This is a genomic window from Dyadobacter sp. 676 (assembly GCF_040448675.1).
Lineage (GTDB): Bacteria > Bacteroidota > Bacteroidia > Cytophagales > Spirosomataceae > Dyadobacter.
Genome location: NZ_CP159289.1, coordinates 4,201,099 through 4,214,596 on the forward strand (window position 1 = coordinate 4,201,099; position 13,498 = coordinate 4,214,596).

Below are 13,498 nucleotides of genomic sequence, written 5' to 3' on the forward strand. Positions count from 1 at the left end.
AAAAATAGAGATATGAACCGGTGGATACCACGTATAGCGGAATAGTAATTTTTTTTACATAATTTATGGCCAAAACGCCCCTTTCCTCGTCAGAACGGGATTTGTCTGCGTATTGACTCGTACAGTTTTTCACTTTTTAAACTTTAACTGTTATGCTCAAAAAATTATTACTATTTGCCTCCGTAGCGCTCATGATTGCCCTGGTAAGCTGCGAAGGAAAACAGGGAGATGTTGGGCCTGCCGGAGCCCAGGGCCCGGCAGGCCCGGCTGGTCCCGCAGGGAAAGACGGTATTGATGGAGCCATGCCGATGATTATCTCAACTGGTGTGGATACCACGGACGAGGAGGGTGGAATAGTTGTAGGAATACCTAACTTGAACCCACAGGAAGATAGCCTCTTGCGCTCCTCCGTTGTACTGGTTTACCTGAAAGCACAGGGTGTTTACTGGCCAATGCCTGGTTTGATCAGTTTCGGTGGCGGAAAGGTTAGCTCGTTCACATTCGTTCATGGCGTAGAAGACGCCACTTTTGTAATGCAGCTTTTGCCAACAGACTGGAACGAGCAACAGGAAACACCTCCGACCCGGATTTTCGAAGACGTCCGCGTTGTAATTCTGCCGGGCTCCGTTGTGGAGGCAAACGGCCGCCTGAGCGCCGAAATCTTCAAAGATTACAACAAAACCATTGCCGCACTGGGTTTGACAGACGCCAACGTAAAAGCTGCGACCAAGGTCAAATTGAGATTGAAGAACTAATCGATAAGCAAAATATAGTGGCCGGCCGATGTTGCCCGGCCTTGTTACTGCAAAAAAGAAAGAGCTTCCAATCGGAAGCTCTTTCGTATTTAAGATGTTTCTTTTTCCTAGTATTCCCAAAGGCCGTGTTCCAATTCCATCAGCTCCTGTTCGTAGTTCAGTGACTTGATAAGGGCCTCTTTTTCGCCGTTGTAGATATCGAGGAAAGCTTTATCGTTGGCATTGGAGAACTTGGTGATCCGTCCGTAGAACAAACGAAGGTCGAACGCATCGGCCAGGTTCTTGTTTTGCGCCGTATTGTGGGTATTATACCAGATATACTTCTTAGGATCGCTTCTGAAAAGTCTTTCAACATCCTTCCAGCGGAATGAAGCAACGGGAAGTTCAAGGCCCGTAGCAGTTTGTTCAGCCGGTAGAACGATCGTCAGCGTCTGAATGTCGTTATACAAACGGGATCTTTTCTTATCAAATATCCAATCTTCCTTCACCTCGAGAATACTCAGTTGGTCGGGGAAATATTCCTCTTCCGTTGCGGCTACCTGCTGAGTTTCGAAAGAAGTGCTGTCCGGTTTGGGGGCTTCCACTTTCGGTTCTTCCTGGGCAACCTCGGTTTTAGCCCCTTTTTTCGAAGATTTCTTTTTGGGCGGTCCCCATCCGTCATCCTCTACCACCTCTTCCTTCTTGGTATCCTTTTTAGCTCCCCAACCATCGTCGGCGGCGGCCGCTTGTTTCGTTGGATCGGTTTTGGCTTTTGCGTCCCATCCATCCGCCTTGGCAGGCTCGCCGAACCCTGCCGCAATCTCCTCGGCCGACAGGCCGGCGGTTTGGTTCGGGATCAGGATTCGTTTGTGAAGTTCGTCACTGGTGATCTTGGTTACGCAGGAATCGTTTACATAGGCGTCGATCAGCCCTGCTTTCGCCGCGTCCAGCAAGTAGCGTGTGATCTCATTGTTTTTAGAGAACATGGAAATGTTCTGCTTTTCTTTCAAATCGACCCGTCTCCAGAGCGTTCTTTTCATCATCACGTCGCCGTCGGCAATCGGGCGGGATGAGAACTGATTCGCAGTCGAATCCTCTTTCTCCTGCGCAAATGCGGCAGTACTTGCAAGAGACAGCGACAGCAAAGACCATGCAATCGTTTTTCCGTTCATTCTTCTCATATCATACATAAAGTTGTATTGTCCAATCAACGACTAAAAGTGGTGGATTAGTATAGCGGTACAGTGCGAGTTTGGTTACCCATTTCTACCTCGCTCACAGCACCCTTGAAGTTCTGGCGCTCCACTTTCAGGATCGAAATCACATAACGGTCGCCAGGCTGTGCTTGTGCCGCCAGAGAGGCAATAGAACCGCCTCCGCTGTTTAACGTCACACCGTTGATCCGTCTCGACCCGCGGGCAAGGGAAATTTCAACCTGCGACACACGGAATTTCGCATCCTCCGGAGAGAAGTTCTTGAAGCTTTCATCAGGAACGGCAATTACCTGAATGCTTCTCGTACTCGAAGCGGGAGCACCGCGACGTTCGTCAAATGCAGCTCCGTTAACCCGTACTTCCAAAGATGGTTTCGGGACGCGGTTGACGCGGAATGGTTCCGAGCCCAGTACATTACCGGCGTTGCTCACGGTGATATTCAGGCTAGCCTTGTTAGGCACGATCGTAAATTTTCCTTTCTGACCACTAGGGATGATTTCGCCTCCATCCGTTGAAAAGCTGGGTGCCCAAAGTGCGCCCAGTGCAGGGCTCTGAATACTCAGCTTGTTGGCACAACCCAAATACAATGGAGGCAGCGTTCCAGTCTCGATCTGGTACGACGGCTTTACTACGAAGTATTCCTGGGTCATCGTATAAGTCGTGTCCTTACCCGACGGGGTAGGGATGGTAATTTGTCCGCGAAGCTCTCTTCTGGCAAGGCCTTCGGCATTGTAGCCGCCACCCTGAGCCGTAAACTCGATGATACCCACGCCATTTTCGACCTTAACAGGTGATCCATTCAGGCTCATGCGGGGTGTGATACCCGATGCGGAAGCAGCGATGAACATCTGTCCTTTGAATTTAGTACCCGCTACAACTGTTTTCGCATCTGCGCTCACCATTGCCAGTACGCGGTCGAACTTGATATCCGCAGCACCTACCTTGCTGGCGAGGTAGTTCAGTACTTCGCCTTCCATCCGGCGGATGTCGGTTTGTTTCTGGCTTAAAACAGCCAATGCGGCCGCAACCGGAGTGGATTCGAAGTTCAGCTCGGCAAAATCCTTGTTACGCTGGTCTTTATTCCCTTTAGCAACGGGGTCTTCGCGACCGTCCAACGCGAGGTTGGTGAACTTATTGGGAGAAACCTTGTTTAGTTCGGCTACATAGCCATTTAAAGTGTTTTTCAACTCATAAGCCTTGCCTCTTTTGCCTACACCGATCATCAACTCACCAACCTTGGTCTCTTCCTGAGGGTTTTTAATTGCCCCCTCTTCGTTGAAACCACCGCCGGCTTTGGTAATGATCTCCTGCTTCAGTGCATTGAGTTGGTTGTTAATGTCTGATGTAATTTTACGGACCTGTTCGGCTTCTTTAATGACTGCCACGTCGGCTGCGCGGTTCCCTGACTTCTCAACTGCCGCTTTGATTTTCAATACAGTTTCCTGATTTATCTTGTTAGCCGCTCCGGAGGATAGTTCCAAAGAATTATTCAGAAGGATGAATTTTTCGATGATAGCTGAACTTACCTGCAATGCGAGCATCGCCGTAAGCACCAGATACATCATTCCAATCATCTTTTGACGGGGTGTTTCTTTTCCACCTGCCATATTGTTGTGTAATCAGTTTTCAGTGATTGAATTATTTAACTAACAACAATGACTCTGCAAGCCCGGACGGAACTGCAGAGTCATTGCCAGAGGGCCATTAAGCATTACCACCACGCATTGCCGTCAGCATGTTTCCGTAAATACTGTTCAGTGAAGAGATATTGTTAGTCAGTCTCGACATTTCACTCTTGAAAACTTGTGATTCCTTGGTCGCGTCAGCCATATTTTCCATGGCAGCTGTGAGGTTGCCGTAGAAAGCGTTCATTGCTTTAAGGTGCTTGGTTGTGTCTTGCAATTCCAGTTCATAAACCGCGTTCAAAGCGCCCATATTCTTGGTAATTTGCTGGAACTGGTCACGGTATGATTGCGCGTCTTTGGTAGCATCGGCCATGGACGTCATTGCATTGATCGCAACTCCATACGATTTGTTCATGTCGCTGATAGCCGTTGAAGCGGTTTTTACATTTTTTGCGTAATCGTTGGTAGCGACAGTCGCATCGGTAAGATCGGTAATTTTGCTAACCGTTTCAGAAAGGTTACGGAAGCCTTTGCCCAGGTTATCGAACACGTCCGGAGTAAGTTTGGCGTTATCGAGCATGTTGTCCAGTTTGGCAGTGATATTGCTGCTAGGGGCAGAGCTTCGTGAGATAGCCGGGCCGCTGTAATCGTCAGCGAGTTCGGGGTAGACCCGTGTCCAGTCGGGCTCCGTGTCAACCGGACGGGTAAGGGTTTGCAATGCATAAAGCAAGAAAATGAGAACCTCGGTTCCGAGACCTGCTGTAAGCATTGGACCACCGAAATCCCAGTGCTGAATTTTTGCCAAAGCTCCTAAAATTACGACGGCAGCACCTGCACTGTATATTGTTGGTACTAGTTTATCCCAAAAAAAATTAGGTCCGCTACTCTTAGCCATGTGAATTGAAATCGGTTACAGTGAAAAAATTATAGTTAGTAAAGTGTTGGATTGATTCGGTCAGATCGTAAAAAAAGAAGCAGTGTATAAACGCTGCTTCTTTTGATGTGAAAGTCTTGATTAGCGACGACGGGCACTAGCTCCTCCGCGGTCGTTTACGTTATCCATCACGCAACGGAAGCCGATGAACGCACGGGTCTCGGTTTCGTACTCGTAGGTGCGGGTGCCGGTTTGCAGATAATAAGCAATGTCTTTCCAGGAACCGCCTTTTACTACCTTCCGCGGTTCGTTAGGATCGTTGTATTGCGGGTTCATATCCCACACGATCGCCGTTGCGTTATCTGTATAAGCATCCGAAGTCCACTCGGCTACGTTTCCGGCCATGTTGTACAGGCCGAAGTCGTTAGGATTGTACGCATTCGCAGGACCGGTGTAAGGATATCCGTCGGCGTCGTAGTTTCCGCGTTGCGGTTTGAAGTTCGCCAGGAAGCATCCTTTTGCGTTCATGGTGTAAGGGTTACCCCAGGGATATTTCGCAACGGCGCGCCCGCCTCTGGCAGCCCATTCCCATTCGGCTTCTGTCGGCAGGCGGAAGCCGGTCGAGTTGAATTGCCCTTCCTTGTTCTGGAAGTCGTGGAGCAGGTTCGTGCGCCATTTTGAGAAGTATGTGGCGGCGATCCAGCTTACGCCCACTACAGGGTAAGTATCGAAGCCCGGGTGCTGGTAATAGTATTCTACGAACGGGTCCCCGTTGGAGTAGGCAAAGTCCTTTTTCCAAACGGTTGTATCGGGATAGTATTTGGTCATGATTTCTTCTTCGCCGAGCACCGACACGGAATCGACCAGGAGCGCGTTCACGAACTGGCGATATTCGTTGTTGGTGATTTCAGTGTCATCCATAAAGAATGAACTGATCGTCACGCGGCGGTTCATATTGTTCATGGAGGAAGCGATGTCTTCGTCAGCCTGGCCCATTACAAAAGAACCTGAAGGGATCACGACCATCCCGGCGGGCGTGGTCTGCTTGAATCCCTTACGGGCAGTAGCAGTGATTTCACCGTTTTGAATACCGCTTTCTTCTTTTCCTCCCTTGCCAAACTTGCTTTTGAGAAAACCGCAGCTTTGCAAGAGCATCAATGCGGCTACCAGAAGCAGGCTTTTGACTCCATCCCGATAGAACACTTTCACATTCATAGTGGTTTTGTAAATTTTGATAATAAAATGCTAGCCTAAAAACGTCAACGAATGATATCTAGTATACTTGAAATAAAACAAAATGTGAACGCCTGTCAGATTGAACGCTACCGGGTCTGGCTCTTGAATTCGTCACGGATCAGTTACTAAATCAGGCGTTTATCGACTTAACGTAAGAATAATGCAATTGGTATGGAAGCCGAACATTTTACAAATATAAATCAAAGTTTCGCAAACTGATTCATGCGACTTACCGAGAGGTTTGTAAAAAACGTCGATTTGACATCCAATTCTTGGATTTTTAATAATTTGATGATAAAATATTAATATAATCCAAAGCGCTCACCGGCCTTGCTAGAAGCGGAACCGGGGTGTACGAATAGGGGCCTTTTTACCGAATTTCGGCGAGGGCAGCGCATATGAAAGCATTACTTCGAAAGAAGAAGGTGACTTGGTTTTGTTCCCGCCTACGACCATGTCATATGCGCCCGAAAGCCGTAGCGACTGATCCGGAAGCAGGTAAATGCCTCCCATGATGATGAAGTAGGTATCCTGTTGCCGGTAAGTACCGCCTATCCAGTAGCGCTTGTTATAGGTAACTGTTGCGCCGCCCTCGACCGACACGGTATTGATGTCTGACTTTACCAGTACGATTGGCTGGATGTCCAGCAAATAGCCTAATTCTAGATTTACGCCAGCATTGAAATAAAGCGTTCTCGGAAGCGGGTTGGTGCCGCTTTCAGAGCCCAGCTGGTATTTGGGTTTAAGGAAGTGATTTAGCGACAAACCTGCGTAAAATGTCTCGTTTTCGTACCGTGCGCCCACCGAGAAATCGGGGTTCATTTCGGCAATTGTCCCGGTTTGGATCAAAGGATCGTCCGGGTCGCGGGCACGAAGTTTACCATAGTCGATCGCCTGGCGGAACAGCCCGGCGCTGACGCCGACGCCTAATTTTCCGCTTCCGAGCGGAATATGGTATGCGGCCGAAAGTTTGAAGTCCTGGTCGGTTCTCGGGCCACTTTTGTCGTTCAACGCGTAAAACCCGATGCCAAAATTCTTGATCGGCATGCTGAATGAAAACAGCTGTGTCGAAAGCGCGCCGCCTGTATCATCGATATTAGTTCCCTGATAACCTGCGTACTGTGTTCTGTGCGTAAGCTGAAACTTGGTAAGGCCGTCGGCACCGGCCGCCGCCGGGTTCAGGTAAAGCTGGTTTAAAGAGAATAAGCTGAATTGCGCATCCTTTTGGGCAATGGCGCAGAGTGGCAGGAAAAGCAGTAACGCAAAGGGCCGGATGTATCTGGTACTTCGAATAGTAAAAGTCAAAGTCATGCCGCAGGAATAGATTTAAGGATCACGCTGATATGCTTTCGGATTTAGATTGATAACGCATATTGCTTAAAAAAATTGATATAAACATGAAAAAGCCCCGGATTTTTTCCGGGGCTTTTTTCATGTCTTTGCAAAGCTCCTTATACGTTGTTAGCCTTGCGGATGTACAGGTCGAGGGCGCCTGTCATCGAAGGGGCATTGGGCAGCGGAGCCTGGATGTCCAGGAACAGCCCGGCGTCTTCAACAGCCTTCGCCGTGGTAGGCCCGAATGCCGCAATGCGGGTGTTGTTCTGCTTAAAATCGGGAAAGTTCTCGAAAAGCGACTTGATACCCGATGGGCTGAAAAATGCGATGATATCATAATATACATCTTCCAGATCCGACAGGTCAGACGAAACAGTCTGATACATAGTTGCTTCTGTGAAATGAAATTCTTCGGTATCCGCAAACTCCGGGATGTCGCTCTTTCTGACGTCCGAGCAGGGATAGAGGAATTTTTCCTTTTTATGTTTGCGCATCAGCTCGATCAGCTCGGCGGCAGTTTTGGTCCCTGTGAAAATTTTCCTTTTCCGGATCACAATGTATTTCTGAAGATAATTGGCCGTCTGTTCCGAAATACAGAAATATTTCATCGTAGCAGGCACTTCGATCCGGCCTTCGTTGCAAATGCGGAAAAAGTGATCGATAGCGTTACGGCTGGTGAAAATAACGGCCGTGTGGTCCAGGATGTTGACTTTTTGTTTGCGGAAATCCTTATAGGACACTCCTTCAATGTGGATGAATGGCCGGAAATCAACTTTGATATTATACTTTCTGGCTAATTCATAATAAGGTGAATTCTCGTCCGCTGGTCGGGATTGACTTACCAAAAGGCTGGTTACTTTTTTAAGCCTGTCCTGATCAAAATTGATGGTATCACTCATGTATAATCCTCATTAGTTTATTCCCAAATCATGCCCCCCTGACTATAAAGCAAACTTCATACTCACGATGAGTGGGATTATTTCGATGACACAAAGGTAAGAAAATAAATAGAGATTAATCAACGAGCCGGTCGGCTTGGCTACAACATATAGCCCCACAAACCGTGTCAGATAGAACACAAGGAACGGCAACAACACATACGGCCTGCTTGCTTCCAGCCAGTTGATATGGTTGGAATACAACGCGAAAATAGCCAGGAAAATCAATGCGTAAAAGAGGTAGGACGACTGTACGATTTTGATGAAAATTATATCGACCTGCTTATCCAGATTGAGCATATTGCCTGCCAGGACCATGAAAACATACTTGGCGTAAATCAGCAGAAAGAAGATCAGCGAGAGAATGCAAAAGTCGCCCAGAATTTGCAGCGTATTTGCTTTTTCGGATAATATTGTGCTGACGGAGAACAGGTTAAGCCTGTTTATCGAAAGATAAATCACCGTAAAGGCCATCATCATCGAACTGATCGCTACGAAGAAGATTACCGTGTTGCTGTACGGCTTGTTGATCTTCGACAGCTGGTCGCGCGGGTCGTTATTGAAAAATTCGATGGGATTTATTAAACGGATGAATGAAAGTGGGTTCAGATTGAAAATCCACGCGTTCAGTATCAGAATAATGGTCAGCACAATGCCGGCGAACGTACCGAAAGGCGAGAAGGAAACGGGTTTGATATTGACAAAACCCGAACGCGCCGGGCCGATGGTTCCGGCATCGGTTTGCTTTTTCTTGTTGCAGATCATGACCGTTTTATCGGCAATGCCCGGGCTGCCATAAAGCGTCAGCAGCAATTCATCTTTACGGTAAACGCGGTACAGGCTGTCCAGATTGATCTCCTGCCATTTGCCGGGTTCGATCCGGTTCTGCAACGCGCCTTCCAGAAAAAGATAACTCTCGTTTTCCGAATGTACGAGCAGCGAATACCGCCGGTTTTTGACCAGATCGATATAGAGGCTGGCGAAGCGGGTGCCCTCGTTGACGCCCTGCGAGAAGGGTACATAATTTTTGTACTGCCCGCTGTAAACCAGCCAATCGTCCTGGTAATTGTAAACAGGAAAGAACCGGCCGGGCGGGGTCACTTTCGCCGCGCCGTGCGCGGATGCCGCCAGCACGCTGATTGCCGTAAAAAAAGCCCAAAAAAAAGCGGAAAATATGGACTTCATCGTACAAAAAAAGGCTGGGTTTCCCCAGCCCTTTGATCCAAGTCGGTTAGCAATGATTATTTCTTTCCAAGCGCGAGAAGCATGGTTTCGCCGATCAGAGCAGGGGACTCCGCCACGAAAATGCCGGATTCCTTCATAATACGGATTTTCGCTTCCGCGGTGTCGTCGGCACCGCCGATAATCGCACCGGCATGGCCCATGCGGCGTCCTTTCGGGGCGGTCTGGCCGGCGATGAAACCTACGACAGGTTTTTTATTACCGGTCGATTTTACGTAGTTGGCTGCATCCGCTTCCATGCTTCCGCCGATTTCGCCGATCATGACAATCGCCTCGGTCTCGTCGTCGTTCATCAGGAGTTCGACGGCTTCCTTGGTGGTTGTGCCGATGATCGGGTCGCCGCCGATACCTATCGCCGTAGTCTGGCCCAATCCGGCGCGCGTCAACTGATCTACCGCTTCATAAGTAAGCGTTCCGGATTTCGATACCAGACCGATCGTTCCCTTTTTGAAGATGAAACCCGGCATGATACCTACCTTACACTCTTCAGCTGTGATGATACCCGGGCAGTTCGGACCGATCAGGCGGGTGTTTTTGCCTTTGATATATTCTTTCGCCTGCATCATATCCTTCGTAGGGATTCCTTCGGTGATACAGACGATAACGCCGATACCAGCATCAGCAGCTTCCATGATCGCGTCGGCAGCGAAAGCCGGTGGAACAAAAATGATCGAAACGTCTGCACCGGTAGCGCGTACGGCAAGGTCAACAGTATTAAAAACAGGTCTTTCCAAATGAGAAAGCCCACCTTTGCCAGGCGTAACACCACCTACGACATTCGTACCGTATTCAATCATTTGCTGGGCGTGGAAAGAGCCCTCCGAACCGGTAAATCCCTGAACTATAATCTTGGAGTTTTTATTAACTAAAACGCTCATGTTGGTAAATCAGTTTTTTCGGTAAAAGTAGGACGAAAACCACGAAGTAGCAAAATGTAGGCATAATTTGTAAATTGCTTTTTTGACATCATGATGGCTGTTTATGAACATATTTCTGAATCCGCATATATTTTCCAACCTCGTTTTAGCGATCACCAGTTTATTTGTCTTCTCCCGGTATTTCAGGCAGCAACAGGTTCTGATCCGGTGGCTCTGGGGCATTTTCTTCGGGAGCATTTCGCTCGTCGCATTCACTGATCTGCTGTTTTATGCCGGTGTCGAGGGGTTGGGGATGGCCCACGAAATATTCGAGGCGGGCGAAATGACGCTCGGTGCTCTGTGCCTCGTGACAGCCTCGTGGTGCCTCATTATGCGGTATGAGAGCGGCACGTTCCTGTTTTACTCGACCGTCGGGCTGGGTGCCTTGCTGTTTTACTGCATTACCTGGTTCCGGGTAGAATATGTGGGGCTGATCATCAAGGCTTTTTGTATTCTGGTAACATTGCTTATCTCCTGCGTAGGGCTTGCGAACCGGCAGAAGAGCGCATTGTGGACGTTGTTTTCGATGATGCTGCTGGCCCTTTCGACGAAGTCGGGGAAATTGCCGCTCCCCATGGATCCCGTTGATATTAACCATTATATGATGGTGTTATCGGTCATTTGCGTGGGCCGGGCCGTGCGCGACCAGTATAAGATCCTCTTTTAAGTTCAAACAATTGTTAATGGATTGCATTTTTCGGAACGCGTGTCGTAAATTGCACCAGTTAATCTTAACCAAACAAGTTTACTAATACTCAGAATATGAAAAGGACCAAGTATGGCGTAATGCTTCTTGCCTCGGTTTTGGCTTTCGGAGCAGTTACATTGAACCCTGTTTCGGCTAAAACATCTCCTGCAAAAGAAGCAACAAGCGATGTGAAGCAAGCTAAGACGATCGTGATCAAAGGAAGTGATGCAATGCAGTTCGACCTGAAAGAAATCAAAGTGAAGGCCGGACAAAAAGTGAAACTTACGCTGACACACTCAGGTAAACTTGCGAAAGCTGCTATGGGCCACAACTGGGTTCTTCTGAAACCAGGCACCGACGTAGCTGCATTCGGATCGAAAGCTGCTGCTGCAAGAGAAACAGATTATATCCCTGCATCGGAGAAAGCGAGCATCATCGCACATACGAAACTGGTAGGCGGTGGCGAAAGCGACACGATCGAGTTCACAGCTCCTGCAAAAGGAACTTACACCTACATTTGCAGCTTCCCCGGCCACTATGCGCTGATGAAAGGCAGCTTCATCGTAGAATAAGCGAACCTGCTTTATATCAAAGGCGCCACGCATTCGTGTGGCGCCTTTTCTGTTTTTTATATCTCGGCCAATTGTTTTTCGATCAGCTCGATCACTTCGGGCCTGTCCCACTGCGAGGCGCCTATCTCCTGCGCGAGAATCTTTCCTTTGTAAATAATGTACGTCCGCGGAATGGCGTTACCGTCGAGCGCCGCAGGATAGGGACCTGAATACCGGTAAAATGGCAGGTTGTAGCCTTTCCGTGTGATGAACGGGTTCACGGTTTCGGCATCCTCGTCGGAGATGATGTAAAATGCAACTTTGCCATGATCTTTGTACTTGTTGTAGAGCGTTTGAATGCCCGGCATTTCCATGTTGCAGGGCCCGCACCAGGTCGCCCACACATTTACGAAGGCAATTTTGTTTTCATCCATCGTAACTTCTTTGCCATTAAGGTCGGTCAGCGGCAGGTACACCGATTCCTGCGCGGCCGGCGCTCCGGTGATTTCGTCGTCCTGTTGCGCAGGTGGTTTGAAAAACACAAAATAAACCGCCGCGCCGGCCATGAGGAGCAACAAAACGAGCGATATTTTCCGGGTGGTTGAAGTCATAACTGATATGATTCTGGTGAATGGATGTGGATACGAGCCATTCCAAAAATAGGGCTTTTCTTTTTTTGATGCTGACTCGGAATTTGAATACTTTTATACACTATTTAAAAAACATCGATTTGAGGAAAAGGTTTACATTCATGAGACTTCAATTTACTGGCATTTCATTTCTCCTTGCGCTTACCCTTTATTGCCCTGTTTTTGCCCAACGTTCTGCTGCCGAGTATTTCGAAGACGGTAATGCCAAAGCCGGCACAGGCGATTTCAACGGTGCCATGCAAGCCTACACCACAGTTATTTCGATGAATCCGGATCATGCACCGAGCTATTTCAACCGCGGGCTGGCCAAGGCTAACCTCAAAGACTACCGGGGGGGCCATGCTGGATTACGATAAAGCCATCGAACTGAATCCCAAGGAGGCACTTTACTACCAAAGCCGCGGGGTAAGCAAAAGCTTGCAGGAGGATTACCGTGCAGCTATCGAAGACTATTCCAAATCGATCGAACTGAATCCGGAAGAACCGAAAGCATATTATAACCGCGGTGTGAGTTATGCCAAATTGAAGAATCATCGCAGTGCGCTGGCCGACCTCGACCGGGCGCTCTCTTTAAATCCCGACGAGCTGGCCGCGCTTTACGCCCGCGGTAACTGCAAGCAAGATTTGCAGGAATATGCCGGCAGCCTCGCAGACTTTACGCGCGTGATCGAACTGAGCCCGAAACGTACCGGGGCTTACGCAGGCAGAGGCCTTGCGAAGCTGGAATTGGGCGATTACCAGGGAGCCGCGGCGGATTTTACCCGCGCCATCGAACTGAGCCCCAATGATAGCGAGTATTACAACAGCCGGGGCCTGGCTAAAACAAAACTCGAAGATTACCAGGGCGCAATCATCGATTTTGATAAAACCATTCAGCTCGACCCCGAAAATTACCATGCCTATTACGGGCGCGGCTTCGCCAAAGGCAAGCTGAATGACCCGCGAGGCGCGATCGCCGACCTTTCGAAGGCAATAGAAGTGAAAAACGCCTACACCGGAGATCCCAAAAAGAACGCTTACACAGGGAAGATCGGTAAAGAGAAACTCGACGAGCTGCGCGACCAGGTACAGATGAATATCAAAATCGACAATCTTACCAGCGAGCGCGCGGAGGCATACTACGTGCGCGGGATTGCAAAGTCGAAAGTAGGGGAGCTGAAAGGGGCAATGGCTGACCTCACCACCGCGGTTGAGCTCAATCCAACCTATGCCAATGCCTATTTTTCGAGGGCCATGATCCGCTCTGCATCAGGCGACCAAATGGGCGCGGTACTGGATTTTACCAGCTCTATCAAGCTCCGTTCCGATTATCCCGAAGCATATTACCTGAGAGGAATTATTAAAAACAGCCTGGGCGAAATCAACGACGGCTGCCTCGATCTGAGCAAAGCCGGGGAACTGGGTTACCAGCAGGCTTATAAGGTGATTGGAGCGTATTGTAATTAGAAGGAGGAAGGAGAAAGGGGAAGAAATGGAGGACGGAGGAAAGGGTGT

At 48.8% G+C, this 13,498-nt stretch carries 14 protein-coding genes; 5 read left to right on the plus strand and 9 right to left on the minus strand.

Annotated features, from left to right (window positions below):
- Positions 1-152: 152 nt before the first annotated feature.
- Positions 153-755, plus strand: a complete 603-nt coding sequence (locus tag ABV298_RS18800) for a hypothetical protein (protein WP_353717720.1) — start codon at positions 153-155, stop codon at positions 753-755.
- Positions 756-862: 107 nt separating this feature from the next.
- Here the strand turns inward: ABV298_RS18800 and gldN are convergent, their stop codons facing one another.
- The 8 genes from gldN to sucD all read right to left on the minus strand — a co-directional run bounded on the left by gldN (position 863) and on the right by sucD (position 10,076).
- Entirely contained in the window at positions 863-1,924 is a 1,062-nt protein-coding gene (gene gldN / locus ABV298_RS18805) for a gliding motility protein GldN (protein WP_353717721.1), read from the minus strand.
- Between the two features lie 38 nt (positions 1,925-1,962).
- On the minus strand, positions 1,963-3,555 hold the full coding sequence (gene gldM / locus ABV298_RS18810; RefSeq protein WP_353717722.1) for a gliding motility protein GldM: 1,593 nt from the start codon (positions 3,553-3,555) through the stop codon (positions 1,963-1,965).
- Between the two features lie 97 nt (positions 3,556-3,652).
- Complete coding sequence (gene gldL / locus ABV298_RS18815; protein ID WP_353717723.1) at positions 3,653-4,468, minus strand: gliding motility protein GldL; 816 nt, start codon at positions 4,466-4,468, stop codon at positions 3,653-3,655.
- Positions 4,469-4,588: 120 nt separating this feature from the next.
- Complete coding sequence (locus ABV298_RS18820) at positions 4,589-5,662, minus strand: SUMF1/EgtB/PvdO family nonheme iron enzyme (protein WP_353717724.1); 1,074 nt, start codon at positions 5,660-5,662, stop codon at positions 4,589-4,591.
- Between the two features lie 354 nt (positions 5,663-6,016).
- The gene (locus ABV298_RS18825) at positions 6,017-6,994 is read right to left on the minus strand and encodes a type IX secretion system membrane protein PorP/SprF (protein ID WP_353717725.1); all 978 of its coding nucleotides are present in this window, start codon (positions 6,992-6,994) and stop codon (positions 6,017-6,019) included.
- A 140-nt stretch (positions 6,995-7,134) separates the two neighbouring features.
- Entirely contained in the window at positions 7,135-7,917 is a 783-nt protein-coding gene (locus ABV298_RS18830) for a uroporphyrinogen-III synthase (RefSeq protein ID WP_353717726.1), read from the minus strand.
- Between the two features lie 42 nt (positions 7,918-7,959).
- Complete coding sequence (locus tag ABV298_RS18835; protein ID WP_353717727.1) at positions 7,960-9,141, minus strand: DUF4271 domain-containing protein; 1,182 nt, start codon at positions 9,139-9,141, stop codon at positions 7,960-7,962.
- A 56-nt stretch (positions 9,142-9,197) separates the two neighbouring features.
- Positions 9,198-10,076 (minus strand): succinate--CoA ligase subunit alpha, encoded by an 879-nt coding sequence (sucD, locus tag ABV298_RS18840; RefSeq protein ID WP_353717728.1) that lies wholly within the window; start codon positions 10,074-10,076, stop codon positions 9,198-9,200.
- A 103-nt stretch (positions 10,077-10,179) separates the two neighbouring features.
- On the opposite strand from sucD, the gene ABV298_RS18845 reads away from it, so the two are divergent.
- Both ABV298_RS18845 and azu read left to right on the plus strand, forming a co-directional pair.
- Complete coding sequence (locus ABV298_RS18845) at positions 10,180-10,782, plus strand: hypothetical protein (protein WP_353717729.1); 603 nt, start codon at positions 10,180-10,182, stop codon at positions 10,780-10,782.
- A gap of 95 nt (positions 10,783-10,877) precedes the next feature.
- A complete protein-coding gene (gene azu, locus ABV298_RS18850; RefSeq protein ID WP_353717730.1) occupies positions 10,878-11,375 on the plus strand; it encodes an azurin in 498 nt (165 codons plus the stop codon).
- A 56-nt stretch (positions 11,376-11,431) separates the two neighbouring features.
- On the opposite strand, the gene ABV298_RS18855 is transcribed toward azu, so the two are convergent.
- The gene (locus tag ABV298_RS18855) at positions 11,432-11,965 is read right to left on the minus strand and encodes a redoxin family protein (protein WP_353717731.1); all 534 of its coding nucleotides are present in this window, start codon (positions 11,963-11,965) and stop codon (positions 11,432-11,434) included.
- Positions 11,966-12,105: 140 nt separating this feature from the next.
- On the opposite strand from ABV298_RS18855, the gene ABV298_RS18860 reads away from it, so the two are divergent.
- Positions 12,106-12,360 carry a hypothetical protein gene (locus ABV298_RS18860; RefSeq protein ID WP_353717732.1) on the plus strand — a complete coding sequence of 85 codons (255 nt, stop codon included), beginning with the start codon at positions 12,106-12,108 and terminating at the stop codon, positions 12,358-12,360.
- The gene (locus tag ABV298_RS18865) at positions 12,344-13,450 is read left to right on the plus strand and encodes a tetratricopeptide repeat protein (protein ID WP_353717733.1); all 1,107 of its coding nucleotides are present in this window, start codon (positions 12,344-12,346) and stop codon (positions 13,448-13,450) included. The genes ABV298_RS18860 and ABV298_RS18865 overlap by 17 nt, the downstream gene beginning before the upstream one ends.
- Positions 13,451-13,498: the final 48 nt, after the last annotated feature.

Bases quoted from the DNA above. Each gene is read 5' to 3' on its own strand.
- ABV298_RS18830 (WP_353717726.1), bottom strand. From the start codon at position 7,917: ATGAGTGATACCATCAATTTTGATCAGGACAGGCTTAAAAAAGTAACC.
- ABV298_RS18800 (WP_353717720.1), top strand. From the start codon at position 153: ATGCTCAAAAAATTATTACTATTTGCCTCCGTAGCGCTCATGATTGCC.
- ABV298_RS18860 (WP_353717732.1), top strand. From the start codon at position 12,106: ATGAGACTTCAATTTACTGGCATTTCATTTCTCCTTGCGCTTACCCTT.
- ABV298_RS18845 (WP_353717729.1), top strand. From the start codon at position 10,180: ATGAACATATTTCTGAATCCGCATATATTTTCCAACCTCGTTTTAGCG.
- ABV298_RS18835 (WP_353717727.1), bottom strand. From the start codon at position 9,141: ATGAAGTCCATATTTTCCGCTTTTTTTTGGGCTTTTTTTACGGCAATC.
- azu (WP_353717730.1), top strand. From the start codon at position 10,878: ATGAAAAGGACCAAGTATGGCGTAATGCTTCTTGCCTCGGTTTTGGCT.
- gldN (WP_353717721.1), bottom strand. From the start codon at position 1,924: ATGTATGATATGAGAAGAATGAACGGAAAAACGATTGCATGGTCTTTG.
- ABV298_RS18825 (WP_353717725.1), bottom strand. From the start codon at position 6,994: ATGACTTTGACTTTTACTATTCGAAGTACCAGATACATCCGGCCCTTT.
- gldM (WP_353717722.1), bottom strand. From the start codon at position 3,555: ATGGCAGGTGGAAAAGAAACACCCCGTCAAAAGATGATTGGAATGATG.
- ABV298_RS18855 (WP_353717731.1), bottom strand. From the start codon at position 11,965: ATGACTTCAACCACCCGGAAAATATCGCTCGTTTTGTTGCTCCTCATG.
- gldL (WP_353717723.1), bottom strand. From the start codon at position 4,468: ATGGCTAAGAGTAGCGGACCTAATTTTTTTTGGGATAAACTAGTACCA.
- ABV298_RS18865 (WP_353717733.1), top strand. From the start codon at position 12,344: ATGCTGGATTACGATAAAGCCATCGAACTGAATCCCAAGGAGGCACTT.
- sucD (WP_353717728.1), bottom strand. From the start codon at position 10,076: ATGAGCGTTTTAGTTAATAAAAACTCCAAGATTATAGTTCAGGGATTT.
- ABV298_RS18820 (WP_353717724.1), bottom strand. From the start codon at position 5,662: ATGAATGTGAAAGTGTTCTATCGGGATGGAGTCAAAAGCCTGCTTCTG.